The organism is Gottfriedia endophytica (assembly GCF_017814275.1).
In the GTDB taxonomy this organism is placed as follows: Bacteria; Bacillota; Bacilli; order Bacillales; family Bacillaceae_G; genus Gottfriedia; species Gottfriedia endophytica.
On the sequence record NZ_JAGIYQ010000017.1, the window covers coordinates 34063 to 54782 of the forward strand.

Consider the following 20720-nt stretch of genomic DNA (forward strand, 5'->3'; position numbering starts at 1 on the left):
TTATCAGTGATTTGTTTTGTAGGGAGTGTGATCCAAATTGATTAGATTTATTGGTAGACGTCTATTGTTTCTGCTTTTCTTATTATTTGGTGTGGCACTTTTCGTTTTCATTCTTTCGCATTTAGTCCCAAGTGATCCAGTTGCTGCGAATTTGAGCCAAAGTGCAATGAGTAATCCTGCAATTGTTGCTGCTTTTAAAGCGAAGTGGGGACTCGATCGGTCGCTATTTAGTCAATTAATTCTGTATTTCCAACACTTATTGACTGGTGATTTAGGTACTTCTATTCGAACTGGTAAACCTGTGTTGGATGACTTAATGCAGTTCTTCCCAGCGACAATTGAACTATCATTAGTAGCAATGATGATTGCCTTAATTCTTGGGATTCTTTTTGGAATAATCTCTTCAATTTATCGGAATAAGTCTGTTGACCATGTCATTCGTACGGTTTCTATTAGTGGGGTTTCAATACCAAGCTTTTGGTTTGCTTTAATTATGCTCTATGTTTTCTCTTCTCTCTTAGGAATTACACCAGGACCAGGAAGAATTGATCCACGAGCATCAACTCCAGAAGGGGGAACAGGGCTTTTATTGATTGATACACTTTTTAGTGGGAATTTCCAACTATTTGGTGATGTAGTAATGCACTTGATCCTTCCAGGAACAGTGCTAGGATTCTTTACTATGGGTTTAATTGCTCGTCAAACAAGGTCTAATCTACTTGAAGTAATGTCAATGGATTATATTCGTACAGCTAGATCAAAGGGTCTAAAAGAATCAGCTGTCATCGTTAACCATGCGCTTGCCAATTCAATGATACCTGTCATTACAGTAGCGGGAATGGGATTCTGTAATCTGCTAGGTGGAATGGTGCTTGTTGAGAACATTTTTGCATGGCCAGGAATTGGACAATATGCTTATCTTTCTGCTGTTTCACTAGACTTCCCAGCTATATGCGGTGTCTCATTATTAATTGCATTTATTTATGTAGTTATCAATCTACTAATTGATATCCTTTATGGAGTTATTGATCCGAGAGTGAGGTATCGATAATGCAAACATTTAAATCTTTTATCACTCAAAAAGGATTCCTTTTTAAACTAGGATTAATTATTTGTACATTGTGGATTCTCGTTGCTATTTTTTCGTGGTTAATCCCAATACACAGTATAACAGGACAGGATTTATCCGTTAGATATCAATCTCCGAACCTTTCGCACTACTTTGGCACTGATGAGTTAGGTCGTGATGTTTTCTCACGGGTTATGTACGGCTCTAGAATTTCTTTAACAGCAGGTATTATAACAGTTATTTGTGCTTTTGCCTTCGGTATCCTATATGGGGGAATAGCAGGTTATAAAGGTGGATTAGTGGACGAAGCGATGATGCGTTTTTCAGAACTCATTATGGCGTTTCCTCCACTAATTTTGGCGATGGTAGTCGCTGCTTCTCTAGGACCAAGTATCCTAAATGCAGTATTTGCAATGGCTATTATTTGGTGGCCAAATTATGCAAGGTTGATGCGATCAATGGTTATTTCTTTAAAAGAAATCGAGTATGTTACTGCTTCTCGCGCTATGGGGGCTTCGCATTTTCGAGTACTATTTTCAGAAATTTTACCGAATAGCTTTGGTCCATTATTGGTTATGGCAACGCTTGACCTTGGGAATGCAATATTAATGTTCTCAGGACTAAGCTTCCTTGGACTAGGCACACAGCCGCCTACACCAGAGTGGGGTTCAATGGTAGCAAGTGGCGCAAAGGTAATTGATAATTGGTGGGTTTCTACCTTCCCAGGACTAGCAATTTTCTCAATTTCTGTAGGTGCTAACTTCGTAGGCGATGGTCTACGAGACTTTCTAGATCCAAAACTTAAAAAAGAATAGGTAGGTTAATGAAATGGAAAAAATCAATATTAATCAAGTAGATCCTATTGGCATGCCGATTTATGAAATGAAAAAATTTTTCTCCAAACAGGGCGATTTTAAAGAAGTGAGCATGAGTGTCATTTCGCTCACACCTGGCGAACGAATTCCAGCTGTAGGCATGAGCTGTCATGATGAGGACGAGTATTCCTATATTTTCAGTGGAGAAGTGGATACTTATTGTAATGGGAAATATAGTGTAGAAAAGGCGGGCGATGCAACACTGATCCCAGCTGGTGAGGAGCACTGGTGCATTAATAACGGCAGCGAGCCTTGTATGCTAGTTTGCTTTATGGTAAAAAGAGCTGAATAGTGATTTAAGTTGCCATAATTTATGGGGAAAGATTTAAAGAAAAAATATGGCAGGTACGAAAGAGGATGGGACAGCATGACTTTCTAAAATAATATTTATCTACCTTTCCAGACCGATGCTGACTGATACTATAAAAATATCGTTAAAAGCACAGAAATGATTCAATTTGACGTAATAATCCTCACATGAGTTAAGTTGAACAAGATCACATAGGGGCTGTGCAAGCAGTCCTTTTAATGTGCTAACGGGCAGTTTAGTGCAATAAGGTGAGATAGCTTAATATTAACTAAAGATATAGAAAATAAGAAAGTCTATATAAATTCATAAGGAGAATTTTATGAAAAATCAACGTAAATTAGTATTATTTATTGCAACAAGTTTAGATGGATATATCGCTACGAAAGATGACTCTTTAGATTGGTTATTTAAAGTTGATGGTGAAGGTGATAATGGCTACTCAAAGTTCTATGAAACTGTAGATACTATTTTACTTGGAAGACGAACTTACGATTGGATTTTAGATTTTGAAAAAGGGGATTTTCCATATAAAAATAAAGATTGTTACGTTTTCTCTAGGACAGCAAATCAAGATAATAGTAATGTGAAATTCATCAATGGAGATATTGTTCACTTTACAAATGAGCTGAAAAATAAGAAAGGAAAAAGCATTTGGATTGTTGGTGGAGGAGAGTTGGTACACGCGTTTTTAAAAGAAAAATTAGTAGATGAACTTATCATTACAGTGGCTTCTGTAATAATTGGTAAAGGCATTCCTTTATTTAAAGAGGATGATTATGAATTGGAACTTACTTTAAAAAGTATAAATCGTTTCAATCAATTTGCTGAACTACATTATGAGGTAAAATGATAGTATATCACCCATTTGTTCATTTTCAATCCACTGTTGAAATCTGTGATTTATAATTGGTTAACAGATGCATTAGTTCTACATAATCGATTTTTCATATTGCGAACTAGTGTTCTATAATGTATTATTTAGTTATGGGAAATAATAGAAATAAGTTTCTTTTATTCTTTCGATGGAAACACTGATTTTTAGTAATTGATTATAGTTAAAACACAGGAGATGATTATTAATGACACTGAAGTTGATTCCTTATTTAGTAATGGATGGAAATGCAAGAGAAGCGATTACATTTTATCAAAAGGCACTAAATGCAGAAATACTCTTTTCACAATCTTTCGGAGAAATGCCTGAAAACCCTGAATTTCCAATTCCTGAAGATGCTAAGGAACGTGTATCTCATGCAACAATAAAAGTTGGCGAAACTGAGCTTATGCTTTCTGATACTTTTCCTGGTCAGCCACATACAAGTGGAACCCAAGTTACCATTTGTATTTCAACAGATGACGCAGAAAAGTCTAGACAGATGTTTAATGCATTAAAGCAAGACGGTCAAGTAAAAATGCCATTGCAAGAAACCTTTTTTAGCCCAGCTTACGGAAGTGTAACAGATAAGTTCGGTGTTTGTTTCCAAATTTTCACTGAAGGTCAACATCAATAATCTATTTCTTGGTTAAGGAAAAGTTGACATTGAGTTTCGTAACTACGAAACTCAATATAGAATGATGGAGGAGAATACCCAATGTCGGACAACACAGAAAGTAAAACTACAAGCAAAATGCACTTTATGCTAAAGTCAACTCCACCTAGAACAACTTTTCATCAGGATATGACAGAAGAAGAACGAGACATCATGTTAAATCATATTGCCTATTGGACGGACAAGCAGAAACAGGGGATTGCTCTGGTCTTCGGTCCTGTTTTAAATCCTACAGCTCCGCAAGGACTTGCCATAATTGAAGTTGAAAATGAAGCTCAAGTCCCAATACTTATCGCAGAAGATCCAGCTGTAATTACTGGAATAATGACAACGGAATTTTATCCGATGCTTGCAACGCTACCGAATCAACACGCTTGACCTTAGTAGGGGATAGGTTTAAAGGAACTTGAAATGAAATAAGCAAATGGCTCAGTATCTGACTGAGCCATATACTTTTTCAGAACAAATATTTATCAAAATAAAAACTAGCTAATTTTAGCGAGTTTTAGCCTTTCCTAATACTTTTCCTTCAATATTGTCTTTAGATAATGGGCCGAAATCAAAGCTATCTTTTACTCTCCAGCTATTATCAGCTAAAATAAACACCTCATTTTCTTTGACTGTAATTGGTTTTAAATTTCTAGTAAAATATTTCATCCATTCTTTTTCATTAATGATACTTTTACCACTTTTTTTCAAATTCATTTTATAAGTAGCAAGCTCAGAAATCCCATTATTCATGGCTTTTGCATAAAATGTGTCTAAACGTTTGTCATCGATATAAAGTTGACCTTTTTTGATTTCGATTTTTTCACCAGGTAATCCTACGACTCTTGCGACATTTTTTTCACCAGTTATTGATGTAAGGTAATATACTATTTCACCACGCTGAAATCTATGTTTTTTGTAGTACGTTGCATCGACTACTAATGTACCCGCATACTCATGATTTCCTCGATCCATTTCATCGTATAAGTGCTCTATTTCTATAAATCCTCCTGTTTCAACTACTGGGACAGTTTTCAAAGTAATTGTATCCTTTATTGTTTCTAGTTCAGTAGTCTTCTCTTTAGATTGGCAACCCACAAAAATGAAACACATTCCGATGATAATAAGTAAATGTTTCATAATATACCCTCCTATAATTACGGTATTCTATAGAATGATAATAAATACTTTTTTCATTTGGTTTCTAAGAGTGTTTATTATTCTAGGAATATTTCAAATTTAGGGGTCTTTTTTATATGATTAAATATCAACAATCTATATCAAGAGAGAAATATGCATATTAATCCACCAGTTGATTTTTCGAACTTTATAGAAGACTTAAATAAATCACTTTTGAAGCATTTGGAATGCAAGATTTTGAAGGATGAGTGTATTTTATGTAAATTCGAATTATTTTTACTATATAAACATAATGAATAAATATTGTTAAGCTATGAATAAGTATGTATAATCATTTCTATTGAAAGAAACGAAAAATTAATTAATAGATTAATAATATAGAAAGGTGACCTACAACAATGAACTCGACACAACCGAAAAAATTAGGTGTCTTAGGACTTTCATTAATTAGCATTAATTCTATTCTTGGGTTAAGAAATATTGCATATGCATCTACGATAGGGCCATCTGCAATCTTCTTTTGGATTGTAGCAGCACTTTTGTATTTTATTCCGCTTGGCTTAATTGTTGCAGAACTTTCAACTACGTATCCAAATCAAGGTGGTATGGGAGTTTGGGTGAAAAAAGCATTCGGTGAAAAAGCATCATTTTTAGTCTCGTGGTTTTTCTGGATTGCAAATTTTACGTATTATCCATCATTACTATTAACAACAACAGTGGCATTGTCTTACGGTTTTAACAAGCCAAAGCTAGCAGACAATCCTATTGAAACAGCTATCATTTCTTGTATCATATTCTGGTTAGTTACAATCCTTACATTGCGCGGGACAAAAATGAGCGGAAAATTAGCTTCGATCGGTGCTCCTTTAGGAGTATTAGTTCCTGCTATCATTATTTTTGGATTTGGATTCTACAGTATGATAAAAGGGGAGCCAAGTGCAACGCATTTTACGACACAAAGTATGATGCCGAATCATTTATCTTTAGATACAATTATGTTTTTATCAACCCTAATGTTCGGATTTTCTGGGGCAGAAATGCTAGGTACAATTGCTGGTAATGTTAAAAATCCACAAAAAACATTTCCAAAAGCGATTTTTATTACATCAATCATCATTGCGGCAGTTTATATGCTAGCAACAGTTGCATTTCAATACATCATTTCTATTACACCAGATCAAACTGCAACTGCATTGTATTTATTTGCTGACAAAGTAACGTCAAAATTTGGTTTAGGTTTTTCATTATCACAAGTATTGGGAATTTGTTTTGTTTTAGCATTTTTAAGTTCATTATCATTCTTAATTTTAAATCCAAGCGTTATGATTTCTGAAAGTGCGCAAGGAATTTTACCTGAAAAATTATTACAAAAAAATAAAGATGGAATGCCAAGTAAACTTGTAGTTGGACAAGCAATCGTTGTTACACTCATTCTAATGCTTTCTGCACTTGTACCAAGTGTTTCGAGTGCATTAAACATGCTTGTTTTAATGTCAACATTAGCATTTTTTATTCCATATGTATTTTTAATTAGTGCTTATATTAAGTTAAGAATGTCAGATAAAGACGTAAATAGACCATTTAAAATTAAATATAATGGATTGGCCTATTTCATTGCATCAATAGGAATGGTTGCTGTAGTAGGGACTATCGTATTAACATTAATACCTGGTAAAAACACGACATTACTTGAATATGCACCTATGGTAATCGGACCTATACTATTTGGAGTAATAGGGTTACTATTTTATAATCGTTCTCAAAAAAATAAACAATCAATGCAATATAAAAAAGTAAGTTAATTAAAGCAAGATGTTTCACAATTAAAACAGCTCAAAGTTCATATTGAACAATGAGTTGTTTTTTTGTAATTAATTAAAACTTTTCTCTAATTCATCAATAAGTGATCCAACGTATTGAACCGCTTGACGAATTGGTTCCGGTGTAGACATGTCGATTCCCATTTGATTTAATAGCTCATTAGGTGACATTGTACCACCTGCTTTTAGCACATTAATCCATTTATCAACTACCGGTTGACCTTCTTCTTCAATTTTTTGAGCAATTGCAGTAGAAGCTGTTAATCCAGCTGAGTAAGTATATGGATATAATCCCATATAATAATGAGGCTGGCGCATCCAAGTTAAGCTTGCTCCTTCATCAATTTCAACTGTATCTCCCCAGAACTCTTTTAAAATAGTTCCTTTTGTATCACATAATACATTCGCTGTTAAAGAAGTTCCTTTTTCTGCTAAATCATAAATACGTCTTTGGAATTCAGCTTCTAAAAGGTGTGTAACAAAGTTATGATAATATGTTCCAAGTGACTGTAAAATAACCCAACGTTTCATACGATAATCATCCGTATTTTTTAATAAATACTGCGCTAAAAGTCGCTCATTTAGAGTTGATGGTGCCTCAATAAAGTAAAGGGATGGACGAGTGTTAAAGATACTTTGATGTCCATTAGCCAAATAGAAATGTCCCGCATGGCCTAATTCATGTGCCATTGTAAAAGCAGATCTCATATTATCTTGGAAGCTAATTAAGATATAAGGATGTACGCCATAAGGGCTAGAACAAAAAGCACCTGTACGCTTACCAACATTATCACTGTAGTCAATCCAGCGCTCATTATAAGCTTTTTCCATAATAGCCGAGTACTCAGGACCTAAAACTTTCAGTGCATCTAAAATAATTTCTTTTACTTTTTTATATGATGTTTCTGGTTGGAAGTCAACATCAAGTGGAGCTTTTAAATCATAAAAATGGAGTGTTTCTAATCCAAGTTCTTTTTGTTTTAAACGAGCAAAACGGCGCATATGTGGAGCAAACTCATTAAAGATGACATTAAGTTGATTATGATACATTTCAGTTGTTACTTTTTGTGGATGTAATAGCATGTGAGTAACAGATTCATAATTTCGTAATTTACTTAATGCAACTTGTTTTTTTACTTCAGTAGCATAAACCGATGCATATGTATTTTTATATTGTGACAATGTAGCAACAAAAGACTCATACGCATTTTTACGAATCGTAGGATTTGATGAAAATTCATATTTCGTTTCAAAGAGAGCAAAAGAGTTAGGAAGTTCAACTTCTTCTTCATTTAAAAATGGCTTGAACGTAAGATCAGCTGCTTTGCTCATTTGATAAATATTAAACGGTGCAGATGATACTTCACCGAGGGCAGCAAGAGCTTCTTCAGTTTCTGGAGATAGTTTATGAGATTTAGTTTTAATAATATCTTGTATGTATGATTTGAAAGGTTGGAAATTTGAATCATTTTCTACATAAGAAAGGAGTGTATCTTCATCAATTAATACCAATTCTGAATCAACAAATGTAAGTTCTTTACTTAATTTAGTAGCAACACTAGAAAATAAGATGCTATCCGCTTGATTGCTTGGATTTGTTCCATCTTCTGATTGACGTAAACTTACATATGTACCTAAGCGAACCATTCTCTTATAAATAGTTTCATAGGCTTTTAAGCAGTTTAGTAGATTCACTTTATTATCACAAATAGTGCCTTTAAATGTTGTAACAGTTTGTATATCAGCCTCTAAATTCTTTAATTCATTTTCCCATTCACTTCTTGTAACAAATAAGTCACCTAAATCCCAGGTCATTTCAGTTGGAACTTCTGAACGATTTAATCGTTTTTCGATTGTCTTTTCCAAAAAAATCACTCCTAAATTATTAATAGAATTACAAAATCATTATACAACTTTATTCAGAATAATTAAAATTATTTGTAAAATAATAATTCAAAGGGAATCAATAGGAAATGTCGAATTATCATATTAAATCTAGGCAGTTTTCGTAAACTTTGTTTTTATTTAAGAATGTGTAAAGTTGATTTCCACTCCAATCAACTTCATTATCAACTCAACTTTTTAGAAAAGAGTCTAAATCTATATGTAAAGAAGGGGAAAATATGAAAAAATTACTACTTACAGGGTTTGAGCCATTTCTAGACTTTACGATTAATCCAACAGAGCAAATTGTAAAAGCTTTAGATGGAGAGAAAATTGGTCCATTTCAAATTGTTGGAAAAAAACTACCTGTTGATTTTTCAAGTTCAGGTTCTATATTGTTAAAAGAATATTATGAAGTTATGCCTGATATCATCATTTCTTTAGGGCTTGCTGCAGGGCGTACAACGATAACTCCCGAACGCATTGCGATTAATTGTAAAGATGGTGAGAAGGATAATCGAGGAATTATAAAAAAAGATGAAAAAATAGTTGAGAATGGACCAGATGGTCTTTTTACAACATTACCAATAAGGGAAATAGTTGACGGTTTAAATGAAATGAATATCCCGGCCGAAATATCGAATTCAGCGGGTACTTATTTATGTAATCTCGTGATGTATGAAATGTTACACCATTTAAAAATTCATAATACCAGTTTGCCATCAGGGTTTATACATATCCCAGCATCTCATGAAATGGCAATTCACAAAAGAAATATGCCAAGTTGGTCGCAAAGTGATTTAGAAAATGCAATAAGAAATGTTATAAAAATCATTGGTAAAAATGAATGAAAGTAGACTTTCCAGTTTTTCATCCATTAGGATGTTCAGCTGTGACAATTTATTTTAGCGATACGATTTCAGTTGAAATAAATGATTTCATTCATATTTTTGCAAATTTTTTAAGAGATAACACTGAGAAATATTGGACGGAAATTGTGCCAACCTATCATAGTATAACTGTTTTTTATCAACCAACAGAATTATCGTATGATGAAGCGGTAGGTAGACTTAATAAAAATTATCATGATTGCCAAAAGTGTTATCGACAAACAGAGCTAGATAAAAGGCTTTATAAAATACCTGTTTTATATGGTAAAGAATTTGGGTTAGACATTAATAGAGTTGCAGAATTGAATAATCTTACCATAGAGGAAGTTATTTCTTTACATAGTTCACAAATATATAGAATTTTTATGATTGGTTTTTTACCTGGATTTCCATACTTAGGAGGGTTGCCTTCTTCATTAATTACCCCAAGACTAATGAAACCTAGAAGGAGTGTTCCTGAGGGCTCAGTTGGTATAGGTGGAAATCAGACTGGTGTTTATCCAATTTCATCACCTGGAGGCTGGAATCTAATCGGTAGGACTCCGATTAAACTATTTGATCAATGTTTAGAAAATCCAATTAAATTAGAGGCTGGACATTACCTTCAATTTATACCAATTGAAAAAGATGAATTTGATGATATACAAAATCGAAGTAAGTTAGGAAATTATGAGATGATCTGCGAGGAATATGTTCATGAGAAAAATTGATTTGAATTGTGATTGTGGAGAAGGATATGGCATCTACCAATTTGGTCAAGATGAAAAAATAATAAAATATGTATCTTCTGTAAATATTGCATGTGGATTGCATGCAGGAGATCCATTTGTCATCGCAAAAACGGTTCTACTAGCAAGGGAACAGAATGTAGCTGTTGGAGCTCATCCTGGATTTTCTGATTTAATGGGATTTGGAAGACGAGAGATTACTTTGACATACGATGAAATATATAACTTAATAATCTATCAAATCGGTGTCATGCAAGCTTTTTGTAAATCACAAAACATCCAACTTCATCATGTTAAACCACATGGTGCTTTATATAACATGGCAGCCAGGGATATGAATATAGCTAGAGCAATTGTGCGAGCTATCAAAGATCTAGATACGCAGTTAATAGTATATGGACTGGCAAATAGTAAATTAATTGATGCAGCAGATGAGGTTAATTTACCTTTTGCTTCAGAGGTTTTTGCAGATCGAGTGTATTTAAATGACGGAATTCTGATGTCGCGTAATCTAAAAGGTTCTGTTCATGAAAATGTAGATACTATGATAGAACAGGCATTAACACTAATAACTGAAGGTAAAGTATCCTGTGATAATGGCGAAAAAATTTCATTAGATGCTGATACAATTTGTATTCACGGGGATAACGCAAATGCTTATCAATTTGTTAAAACATTACGTGATAGATTACAAGAATTAAGTATTAACGTATGTCCAGTGGGGAGTAAATGATGAAATTTCCCTTGTTTCAAATAGAAAAAGATGGCCTTTTACTAAGTTTACAAGATTTAGGTAGAGAAGGTATGCGTCATCAAGGGATTCCTTGTTCGGGTGCTATGGATTCATTTTCATTAAGGATTGGAAACATATTAGTAGGTAACCATTATTCTTGTGCTGGGTTAGAAGTAACAATGGGAGGATGTATTTTGCGAGTGTTGAAAGATACAACCATTATTGTTACAGGCGCAAATCTCACTCCTAAACTGAATAATAAAGACTTGCCGATGTGGAAAACAATTTCTTTAAAGAAAGGTGACCAAATTGCTTTTCTTGGTCCTAAATCTGGATTGCGTTCATACATTTGTGTGTATGGAGGATTTGAAGAAGAATTTGTTTTAAATAGTGTATCTTATTATGACAAAGCAAATCTTGGTCGTAAGCTTGAAAAAGGAAGTACAATTTTCGCAAAGCTGAATAGTACGAATCCTAAAAAAATTGGTCTTCGTTCTAATTTAATTCCAAATTATCATAAAAGGGTTAAAGTTAGAGTAATTCAAAGTCCACATATCAATCGCTTTTCACAAGAAACCATACAATTCTTCTTTTCTACAGTATTTCAGGTTAGTTCGAGTGATCGAATGGGAATGTATTTAACAAATGATCTACCAGTCATTCAAGAGGATAATAGTGGGATGTTATCTGAAGGCGTGACATATGGAACGATTCAGATTTTACCAAATGGATCACCAATTATCTTGTTAGCTGACGCTCAAACAACCGGTGGATATCCAACAATTGGAACAGTCATTTCAGTTGATCTATGGAAATTAGCGCAAATTCAAACTGGAGGATCCATAGAATTTATTCCAATAGATATTTATGAAGCTCAAAGATTATTTTTTGAAATGGAAAAGAAATTAAGAGTTATACAAATTGAATATAATAATATTATGTAAACAGAAAAGTCGAGGGATTAACAATGGAAAATAAAATGAGACAAAATAAACATGAAGTGACTAATGAAGAAAAAATTTCATACTGTTTAAATGAAACAGATACTGGCTATTTAGGATTAGTAGATGGAGAGCATCCATACGTTGTTCCTTTAAATTTTACATATTATAATGGAGCTATTTATTTTCACGGGGCCAGTGAAGGAAGGAAAATGGATATCATTCAAAACAATTCGAATGCAACTTTTACTGTTTCACAGCAATTTGGAACAATAACTGATCCAGTACCAGCTAAAACAGATACAGCATATATGAGCGTTATGGTATTTGGAACAGTTGAAGTTGTAACTGACTTAGATGAAGCAACTGAAGCATTACAACAAATCCTTACTAAATATGTACCTAATTATTATTCAAATCCATTATCAAAAAATCATGTGAAAAGCTATGTGTCTTCATTAGGGAGTAAAACAGCAGTTTGTAAAATCACACCTTCATCCATAACTGCAAAAGAAAATGAATTAATTTCCAGCAAAGCTTTTTATCCTGGAAGAACGGCGGAAATGGATTTAAAATCATAATGACTAGAATAATAGAATCAATCTCTTGAAATATATGAAAACAAAAGGGGTACGAATAGAATGACAAAACAAGAATTACTAAATCACCATACTAATGTAATGAATTTTGTTATGTCACTTAATCAATTAACTAAAAACGAATGGCAAAGTCCGATCGAAGAAGGAAAGTGGTCGATTGCTGAAATCGTATACCATTTTATCCCTTGGGATTTGTTTATAATTGAAAAGAGATTGCCCTTTTTTCGTTCAAATCAAAGTTTACCACAAGCTCCTATCGTAGAAGAATTAAACAAAACTTCGTCAGAGAAAGCGAAAATAACTTCTAAAGAAGGTACAATTAAGTATTTCATTGAAACTAGAACATTATTAAAAAATCAAATCGAAAGTTTGACTGAAAATGAATGTGGAATTGAAATTGTAATAGGTACTAAAAAAATTACTATTATCGATTATTTATTTGGAATGGCTGAACATGATCAACATCATATAAAACAAATTAAAAATTACTTGAATTCATAGTGTTTATTTTTTTAGGTTCTACAAGGCATACACTATTCTTATTCGAGACTCTTTTACATAAAAATCTTCACAATCCCAGTAACCTGATTTTCAATATAATTAGAGAAAAAAAGTCTTAAAAAAAGTAAAAATCGCAAGGGAGTAAACGATGAAAAACTTTATTATTTTCGGAGGAAGTAAAGGTTTGGGTCAGGCTTTCGCTAAAGGATTGCCTGAAAAGGGTGATAATATTTGGCTCGTTTCTAGAAGTCGTCCTGAAAGTTTGGAGCTAAACGATGGTATCCATAGATATTGGATAGAAGCTGACTTATCGTTGGCTGATGTATGTACTCAGATAGCGAATACATTAAGCGGTTTTACTATAGACGTTTTAATATACAATGTTGGGATATGGGAGAGCAAAGGGTTTAGTAATGATTATGATTTTGAGAAAGATGCAGTTGACGAAATTACAAAAATAATTAATGTTAATCTAACGTCTGCAATTACTTGTATCCAAAAGCTATTACCTAATCTAAAAAATTCAGATAACGGAAAAATTTTCTTAATAGGTTCTACGGCAGGTCTTGAAAATAATGATTTTACTCAAATTTCATTTGTTACTTCAAAATTCGGAGTACGTGGAATTGGAAATTCATTACGGGAACATGTGAAGAAGTATAATATCGGTGTAACATGTATAAATCCAGGTGAAATTGCAACCCAAATTCCATATGAAGAGGGAATTGATAAAGTCTTATCGGCTTATAATGGCACACAAATTCCACTTCAAGATATTGTTTCATTGGTAAAGTGCGTCATGAATCTCTCTAAGGCATCTTGTGTGAAAGAAATAAATATTCCAGCGATGCTTGATCCGAATGCATAATGAATGTGAGAAAACTAGAGGAATTATACGCTCTTTCATTGAGCGGTTTTTTTGATTGAAAAATATAAAGTACAAGGATAGAAAATTAAGAGATATGGGGGAAATAGATTGAAAAGTGTTACAGGATTGTATTTAACTATGTGCATAATGAATTTTGCGATATTGGCTAATATTACAATTTTTCATGGGAAATGGAATGGAATTACAATGAGTCTTTGTACATTATTGTTGATAGTTGGAACAGGCTTCTTTGTATCTGCAAAAATGAATAAGAATTCTTTGTAAAAAACTTATTCGTTTTCTACTTTATAGTGAAACAAAAATTTTCTTGCTTAATAATTATAGAATAGGATATAATATCTGAAAATATTGATAATATCGATGACAAAGAAAAGTAGGTAGTTGCGATGAACAAAGCGAATTAGGGGTGGTGGAAGCCTAATATCTAACAATTACTGAACCGCACTTTCGATGATGCTTACTTGAATAAGGAGTAGAGTAAGCCGGGGAGCACGGCCCTGTTATTAACCGAAGAGGTTCATTTATGAACAAGCAGAGTGGTACCGCGGGAAAATAAACTCGTCTCTATTTTTTATGGAGATGAGTTTTTTTATTTGTTCAAATGTTAGTCAAATCAAAAAAAGATTTAAGATAGGAGGATTTTTATGAATTTTAAACAATTGGTAGCAAAGAGTATCCATCAAACAATCAATACAAAATATTCAGAGGATGATTTGTATAACGTATTAGAAATTCCGAAACATACTTCTTTTGGGGATGTTGCTTTTCCTTGTTTTATTCTTTCTAAAACGTTAAAACAGCCACCTCAAAAAATTGCAGAAGAGTTAGCATCATCTCTTAAAAGTCAGTATTTTCAAGAAGTAAAAGCGGTTGGTCCTTATGTAAACCTCTTTCTGAATAAAGAATATTTTTCATGCGAAATTGTAAAGACAGTAGTCGAGCTAAAACAAAACTACGGAAGTCTTAAAATCGGAAATGGTGAAAATATAACAATTGATTTATCTTCACCAAATATTGCAAGACGTTTTTCAATGGGACATTTGCGTTCGGCTGTAATTGGTAATTCAATTGCAAATATCGTAGAAAAATGTGGATATAAGCCAGTGAAAATTAATCATCTCGGTGATTGGGGTACACAATTTGGAAAACTAATAGTAGCTTATAAAAAATGGGGAGACAGGCAAAAAGTTGAGGCTGAACCAATTAAAGAGCTATTAAAATTATATGTTAAGTTTCATGAAGAAGCAGAGAAACAAAAAGAACTAGAAGACGAAGCACGTGCATATTTTAAAAAACTAGAGGATGGGGATGAAGAATCACTTGCTTTATGGAAATGGTTTAGAGAAGAATCATTAAAAGAGTTTCAACTTATTTATGATTTGTTGAATATCACATTTGATTCTTTTAATGGAGAAGCATTTTTCAATGACAAAATGGAAGAAGTTGTGGAATTACTTGCTAATAAACAGTTACTAATTGAGGATAATGGCGCTCAAGTTGTCAGACTTGATGAAGAAGAGATGCCTCCTTGTTTGATCCGTAAATCCGATGGTGCAACACTTTATGCAACAAGAGATTTATCAGCGGCAATTTATCGTAAGAGAACATATAATTTTTCAAAATCAATTTATGTGGTAGGGAATGAACAAAGTTTACATTTTAAACAGCTTATTGCCGTACTAAAAAAGCTTGAATTTGATTTTGCAGATGATATGATTCATGTACCTTTTGGATTGATTTTAAAAGATGGAAAGAAAATGTCAACACGAAAAGGAAGAGTTGTCTTGCTTGAAGAAGTGCTTCGTGAAGCAATAACAATGGCTAATCAAAACATACAAGATAAAAATCCATTACTACAAAACAAAGAAGAAATTGCTAATCAAGTTGGTGTAGGTGCTGTCATTTTCCATGATTTAAAAAATGAGCGTATGAATAACTTTGAGTTTTCATTAGAAGAAATGCTTAAATTTGAAGGAGAAACAGGGCCATATGTTCAATACACTTTTGCACGGGCATGTTCAATCTTAAAAAAAGCAAACTATGTGGAAGTAAATCAAAACCTAACTTTAAATGATGATCTAAGTTGGGAAATTGTAAAACAATTAAATGATTTTCCATTCATAATCGAAAAGGCATATCACCGGTTAGAACCTTCTGTCATTGCTAAATATGTAATCGATTTAGCTCAATCATTTAATAAATATTATGGCAGTGTGAAAATTTTGCATGAAGACACTGAAAAACAGTCACGTTTGGCACTCGTTCAAGCAGTTAAAATCGTATTACATGAAGGATTACGATTATTAGGGATCTCAGCTCCTGAAGAGATGTAAATATTAGAGTATATTTAAACATAAATGTATTGTGATAATTATTAATGTTACTGAAATATTAATTTACAAATAATGTGTTAGTTAAGATGGTAAATACAACTTCAAGTGTACTATTAAGACAGAATAACAAATCGGGCGTTCTATTGACCTGATTTGTTATTTTTTGTTTTTTAATACTTTTCATAACACATTTTTACTAGTGTTGAATACTTCCGTAAAAATACGTCCAATGCCTTACTATATTATCATTTTTCAACATCTTACTTTAGCTCTACACAACGGATAGTCGGTTTAATTAAAGGGAAATATTAAAAAGAGTACTATTAAATAGAACAAGCCCAAGAAATGGATAAGGAGTGAGCTTGCGATGGACAACATGATAGCTCAAAAAACGGTTGGCCAGTTTTTGTTCGATTGCCTGAAACTGGAGGGCATTACAGAAATTTTCGGCGTCGCAGGGGACTATAATTTTACACTTCTTGATACTTTAGAGTGTTATAGCGGCATCCGTTTTATAGAAGGGCGGAACGAGCTAAACTCGGGCTATGCCGCAGATGGCTATGCAAGAGTTAAAGGAATGGCAGCACTTATTACGACTTTTGGGGTCGGGGAGCTCAGCGCCTGCAATGCGATAGCGGGAGCGAACAGTGAGCATGTACCAATAATCCACATTGTGGGTGCGCCTCTTGATAAGGATCAAAAAGAGCACAAGCTGATGCACCACACCTTAATGGATGGGAACTTTGATGTCTTTCGCAAGGTGTATGAGCAGATTACGGCCTATACCGCAGTCATTACGCCGGAAAACGCAAAGATTGAAATTCCGGCTGCGATTCGCATTGCAAAGGAAAAGAAAAAACCAGTATACCTAGTTGTAGCCGATGATTTAGTTACCATGCCAATTAAGGTCCGGGATGAGCCAGTACCACAACGTCCCTCGTCCAACCTGAAAACCCTTCAGGCTGCGGTGAATAATGTTCATCTGATGCTGGAGCGTGCCCACAGGCCGGTTATCGTGGTGGATGTGAAAACAATGCGTTTTGGCCTTCAGACAGCAGTTCGACAGCTGGCCGATGCTATGAAAGTGCCTGTTGTAACGATGATGTATGGGAAGGGGGCATTCGACGAAACACATCCAAATTATATCGGAATGTACCTAGGCTCTTTCGGAGATTCTGAAGTCCAAAGTATGGTGGAAAATGCCGATTGTATCATTGCAATCGGCATGGTATGGGCTGACACAAACACCGCAAATTTTACTGCAAAGTTAAACCCGTTAGTGACTATCAATATTCAACCAGACATGGTTAAGATCGCTGAGGCGGAATATCCGAATGTACTTGCAGCTGATATGCTACTTGCCGTGCAGAAGGTGGGTTATAAGGGCCAAGGTTTGGTAGGGAAATTGTCATTCCCTTACGATCAATTCTTATCTAATGCCGACGGCCCTCTATTGGCGGATGGCTATTATCCCCGTTTTCAGCGCATGCTGAAAGAGGACGATATTGTAATCGCCGAGACTGGGACGTTCTATAATGGAATGGCGGAGGTTAGACTTCCGGGTAATGTAACATATATTGGGCAAGGAGGCTGGCAGTCCATCGGTTACGCGATCCCCTCGGCGTTCGGTGCTATTATGGCCGCGCCGGAACGCCGAGTTTTGCTATTTACTGGTGACGGCGCCATGCAACTAACAGCCCAGGAAATCAGTTCCATGCTCTATTACGGCTGCAAGCCTATTATCTTCGTCTTGAACAACGATGGATATACAATTGAGAAATATTTGAATGTCAAAACAGAGGGTCAAAAGTACAACCAAATCCCTAAATGGTCTTACACCAAGCTGCCCGAAGCATTTGGAGGTAACGCGTTTACCGTTACGGTCCGGACCTATGGAGAGCTTGATCAGGCTATAATCCAAGCTGAAACGGAATGTTCCGAAAGACTATGTATTATTGAAATGATCGCAGGGGATCCGATGGATGCACCTAAATATATGCACCTGATGCGGAGTTATATGGAGAAGCAGGAAATGCAGCGGAGCGAGAAATAGTCCAGAATAACAAAATGCTCTTGAAAAAGAAGAAATAGAAAAACCGTGTAACTTATTATAAAGACCCAATATATAAAAAACCTTAAAAAATATGATACTTTATAAAATATTCATGTATATTGTGCGATTGAATCACAATATCAAAAAAATCATAACCGTTAGCAAATAGAAAAGCATCGTCATTCACATCAGAATGCTCATGCTTTTTTTTTTACTTCTTCTTTTTTAGGAGAATCAAAAGAGTTTCTTGGAAATCCTTTTTCCTCTTTCCGTTGTTCAGTATTTTATCAAGTTTTGCCAAACCAACAGTTAAGCGAACTTGTTTGTTTTCTAAAAAAGATTTCGTGTGTTCAGAAAACAATTCTTGAAACCATTGTTCTTTTCTCAATTGCTTTAAATTCTCATTAATTTTCTCTTCTGTAGGGAAACTTTTTGAACCTGATATTACTGTGACTAAGTCTCCTAAAAATTCAAATATATTAAACATAACAGATTGTCTCAACCCTTCCAATAAAAATAATCTTTATTCAGTTTTGATACTAACCTATACGCTCATAATGTCGTATAAGTTTCGATTACTGGTAAAAGGAAACCTCTCTTATGATAAATTCAACTTAAAGGGTACAACACCCTTTATCTGCTATGTTTTTTAATTAATTATTCTTTTTCTTTCTTACTTAATATAAATAATATCCTGCATGTCTTAGAGTTTATCGTTTAAACCATTTCTTTGTGAAGGGGTTTTCTTTGTTATTTTGCTTTCAAATGGAAGACGAAACTTCCCAATTTTTGAAAATCTTGATGAAGATAAGCCTCCGTAATTTTAAATGATTATCAAATATTTTTAAGTAATTTCCCCTAATTCTCTGGCCTTAATTTGATACTAATAGAACAGTTCTAATCATATTCTTTTAAGAGAAATCAATAAAAAGAGGTGTAAAGTTAGTTGATAAAAGTAAAGGTTAGTTTACGACCCATTGTAAATAACATAAATTTACCCACCGTTTTGAAAACAGCTATACTTCCGGGTGAATCGATTGAAAGATTATTTATTGCAACCCAGGTAGGAGAAATCTTTTACATAGGAAACGGAGATATAAGGACTTTTTTAGATATTCGCTCGCGAGTCATAAAATTAGGTACTTCTGAAGAAGGGGTTTCTAGTAGTGGATATGATGAACGAGGATTGCTAGGGCTAGCGTTTCATCCAGATTTTTTTCATAATGGTTTGTTTTATCTTCATTATTCAGTAGCTGGAACACAAGGTCCAGGGGCTCTTTCTGAATATTTTAAGCCTAACCCATGTGATCCCAGTACTTTAAACCTAAGGTGGATAAATAGAGAAACTAAATATGATCATATTGATACGGTAGAAGAATGGATTTTACAATCGAATGGTCAACCTCAAAAACGACGAACATTACTTAACATAAGAAGACCATTTTTTAATCACAATGGTGTCAATAGCCTAAACTTTTCACCTGAAACCAGAAAACTTGTTTTAACAACTGGGGATGGTGGAGCAGGGTATGATCCATTTAATTTAAGTCAAGATGATATGGAAATAGCGGGTAAAATAATTGAAATTGACGTCGTTAAGAATACATTTATTGATAATCCACCCGTAGTCACGCGCTTTAATGAACTTCCCGTACCTATTCAGGAAACGCTTACGGTAATTGCCAAAGGGGTTCGGAATATACCTGGGATTTCATTTCAAAGGTTTTATAATCAGTATATCAAATATGTGGGGAATGTCGGACAGGATTTGGTAGAGTCGATTTTTTCATTCGTTCATTATAAACCCATGCCGGTTACTCAGCTTATTCAATCCTCTTTAATAAGATCTGAACCTGACCCAGAAGGACTTATAAATTTTGGTTGGCGAGGGTGGGAAGGAGCTTTTCCTACTTCATTTATTACGGGCTGTTCTGAGAATCTGGCTTTGAATGAGAAACCATTTGCTTATTACGATGAAACAGTAAAAACTTCAGTGAGGCGACTACTGCCTTTAACTAGTTATTTTCATAATGATTCCAGACCCGATAAGTTTGGAGGAACTGCACTTACAGGAGTCCAGGTATATATGGGGACTGGAATTCAAAATTTAACGGGATGCGTTGTGTTTACCGATTTTGCCCGAAAAGAAGAATCTCGGCCACCGGTTAGAGGGGTTTTAGCTTATACCAGGTTAAGTACAGATTGTAAACTAAATGATTTCAGTGTTATTGAAACCGATTATAATTTTGAGTCTCAATCAGCTTATTATGTGAGTTTAGGAACGAATATGGATCAAACCAGACTATATTTAGGGGTTTATGGCTCTATGAAAGTGAATGATTTTAACCAAGGTACTATTTTTGAAATTGTTCCATGATTTATAAATAAAAAATTCGTAATCCCCCTAGAGAAAGCTTCTA

General features: G+C 34.2%; 21 protein-coding genes and 1 other annotated feature. Of the genes, 18 read left to right on the plus strand and 3 right to left on the minus strand.

The window, feature by feature from the left end; translation table 11 throughout:
* Nucleotides 1-37: 37 nt before the first annotated feature.
* From J5Y03_RS17615 to J5Y03_RS17640, 6 genes are all read left to right on the plus strand, one after another.
* Nucleotides 38-1051 carry an ABC transporter permease gene (locus tag J5Y03_RS17615; RefSeq protein WP_209407319.1) on the plus strand — a complete coding sequence of 338 codons (1014 nt, stop codon included), beginning with the start codon at nucleotides 38-40 and terminating at the stop codon, nucleotides 1049-1051.
* On the plus strand, nucleotides 1051-1884 hold the full coding sequence (locus J5Y03_RS17620; protein ID WP_209407320.1) for an ABC transporter permease: 834 nt from the start codon (nucleotides 1051-1053) through the stop codon (nucleotides 1882-1884). Before J5Y03_RS17615 ends, J5Y03_RS17620 begins: the two co-directional genes overlap by 1 nt.
* Nucleotides 1885-1897: 13 nt before the next feature.
* The gene (locus J5Y03_RS17625) at nucleotides 1898-2236 is read left to right on the plus strand and encodes a cupin domain-containing protein (RefSeq protein ID WP_209407321.1); all 339 of its coding nucleotides are present in this window, start codon (nucleotides 1898-1900) and stop codon (nucleotides 2234-2236) included.
* 337 nt (nucleotides 2237-2573) lie between these two features.
* Nucleotides 2574-3104, plus strand: a complete 531-nt coding sequence (locus tag J5Y03_RS17630) for a dihydrofolate reductase family protein (protein ID WP_209407322.1) — start codon at nucleotides 2574-2576, stop codon at nucleotides 3102-3104.
* Nucleotides 3105-3333: 229 nt separating this feature from the next.
* Nucleotides 3334-3762: a VOC family protein gene (locus J5Y03_RS17635; RefSeq protein WP_209407323.1), complete on the plus strand. Its 429-nt coding sequence runs from the start codon at nucleotides 3334-3336 to the stop codon at nucleotides 3760-3762.
* Between the two features lie 81 nt (nucleotides 3763-3843).
* Nucleotides 3844-4179, plus strand: coding sequence for a YciI family protein (locus J5Y03_RS17640; RefSeq protein WP_209407324.1), 336 nt, complete (start codon nucleotides 3844-3846; stop codon nucleotides 4177-4179).
* A 117-nt stretch (nucleotides 4180-4296) separates the two neighbouring features.
* Here J5Y03_RS17640 and lepB read toward each other — a convergent pair whose 3' ends face one another.
* The gene (gene lepB / locus J5Y03_RS17645; RefSeq protein WP_209407325.1) at nucleotides 4297-4929 is read right to left on the minus strand and encodes a signal peptidase I; all 633 of its coding nucleotides are present in this window, start codon (nucleotides 4927-4929) and stop codon (nucleotides 4297-4299) included.
* 398 nt (nucleotides 4930-5327) lie between these two features.
* Between lepB and J5Y03_RS17650 the strand changes: the two genes are divergently transcribed.
* The gene (locus J5Y03_RS17650) at nucleotides 5328-6731 is read left to right on the plus strand and encodes an APC family permease (protein WP_209407326.1); all 1404 of its coding nucleotides are present in this window, start codon (nucleotides 5328-5330) and stop codon (nucleotides 6729-6731) included.
* 69 nt (nucleotides 6732-6800) lie between these two features.
* Here the strand turns inward: J5Y03_RS17650 and pepF are convergent, their stop codons facing one another.
* Entirely contained in the window at nucleotides 6801-8615 is a 1815-nt protein-coding gene (gene pepF / locus J5Y03_RS17655) for an oligoendopeptidase F (protein WP_209407327.1), read from the minus strand.
* A gap of 257 nt (nucleotides 8616-8872) precedes the next feature.
* Between pepF and J5Y03_RS17660 the strand changes: the two genes are divergently transcribed.
* The 10 genes from J5Y03_RS17660 (at nucleotide 8873) to J5Y03_RS17705 (ending at nucleotide 18300) form a co-directional block, all read left to right on the plus strand.
* A complete protein-coding gene (locus J5Y03_RS17660; RefSeq protein WP_209407328.1) occupies nucleotides 8873-9484 on the plus strand; it encodes a pyroglutamyl-peptidase I in 612 nt (203 codons plus the stop codon).
* The gene (gene pxpB, locus J5Y03_RS17665) at nucleotides 9481-10233 is read left to right on the plus strand and encodes a 5-oxoprolinase subunit PxpB (protein ID WP_209407329.1); all 753 of its coding nucleotides are present in this window, start codon (nucleotides 9481-9483) and stop codon (nucleotides 10231-10233) included. Before J5Y03_RS17660 ends, pxpB begins: the two co-directional genes overlap by 4 nt.
* On the plus strand, nucleotides 10220-10984 hold the full coding sequence (locus J5Y03_RS17670) for a 5-oxoprolinase subunit PxpA (protein WP_209407330.1): 765 nt from the start codon (nucleotides 10220-10222) through the stop codon (nucleotides 10982-10984). Before pxpB ends, J5Y03_RS17670 begins: the two co-directional genes overlap by 14 nt.
* Nucleotides 10984-11928 carry a 5-oxoprolinase subunit C family protein gene (locus J5Y03_RS17675; RefSeq protein ID WP_209407331.1) on the plus strand — a complete coding sequence of 315 codons (945 nt, stop codon included), beginning with the start codon at nucleotides 10984-10986 and terminating at the stop codon, nucleotides 11926-11928. The genes J5Y03_RS17670 and J5Y03_RS17675 overlap by 1 nt, the downstream gene beginning before the upstream one ends.
* Nucleotides 11929-11951: 23 nt before the next feature.
* Nucleotides 11952-12506, plus strand: coding sequence for a pyridoxamine 5'-phosphate oxidase family protein (locus tag J5Y03_RS17680; protein ID WP_245208952.1), 555 nt, complete (start codon nucleotides 11952-11954; stop codon nucleotides 12504-12506).
* 60 nt (nucleotides 12507-12566) lie between these two features.
* Nucleotides 12567-13025, plus strand: coding sequence for a DinB family protein (locus J5Y03_RS17685; protein ID WP_209407332.1), 459 nt, complete (start codon nucleotides 12567-12569; stop codon nucleotides 13023-13025).
* A 148-nt stretch (nucleotides 13026-13173) separates the two neighbouring features.
* Complete coding sequence (locus J5Y03_RS17690) at nucleotides 13174-13893, plus strand: SDR family NAD(P)-dependent oxidoreductase (protein ID WP_209407333.1); 720 nt, start codon at nucleotides 13174-13176, stop codon at nucleotides 13891-13893.
* Between the two features lie 108 nt (nucleotides 13894-14001).
* Nucleotides 14002-14178, plus strand: coding sequence for a hypothetical protein (locus tag J5Y03_RS17695; RefSeq protein ID WP_209407334.1), 177 nt, complete (start codon nucleotides 14002-14004; stop codon nucleotides 14176-14178).
* Nucleotides 14179-14265: 87 nt separating this feature from the next.
* Nucleotides 14266-14483, plus strand: a binding site (T-box leader).
* Between the two features lie 75 nt (nucleotides 14484-14558).
* Nucleotides 14559-16247, plus strand: a complete 1689-nt coding sequence (gene argS / locus J5Y03_RS17700) for an arginine--tRNA ligase (protein ID WP_209407335.1) — start codon at nucleotides 14559-14561, stop codon at nucleotides 16245-16247.
* A gap of 367 nt (nucleotides 16248-16614) precedes the next feature.
* A complete protein-coding gene (locus J5Y03_RS17705) occupies nucleotides 16615-18300 on the plus strand; it encodes an alpha-keto acid decarboxylase family protein (protein ID WP_209407336.1) in 1686 nt (561 codons plus the stop codon).
* 211 nt (nucleotides 18301-18511) lie between these two features.
* Here J5Y03_RS17705 and J5Y03_RS17710 read toward each other — a convergent pair whose 3' ends face one another.
* On the minus strand, nucleotides 18512-18787 hold the full coding sequence (locus tag J5Y03_RS17710; protein WP_209407337.1) for a hypothetical protein: 276 nt from the start codon (nucleotides 18785-18787) through the stop codon (nucleotides 18512-18514).
* 459 nt (nucleotides 18788-19246) lie between these two features.
* Between J5Y03_RS17710 and J5Y03_RS17715 the strand changes: the two genes are divergently transcribed.
* Entirely contained in the window at nucleotides 19247-20677 is a 1431-nt protein-coding gene (locus J5Y03_RS17715) for a PQQ-dependent sugar dehydrogenase (protein WP_209407338.1), read from the plus strand.
* The last annotated feature ends 43 nt before the right edge of the window (nucleotides 20678-20720 follow it).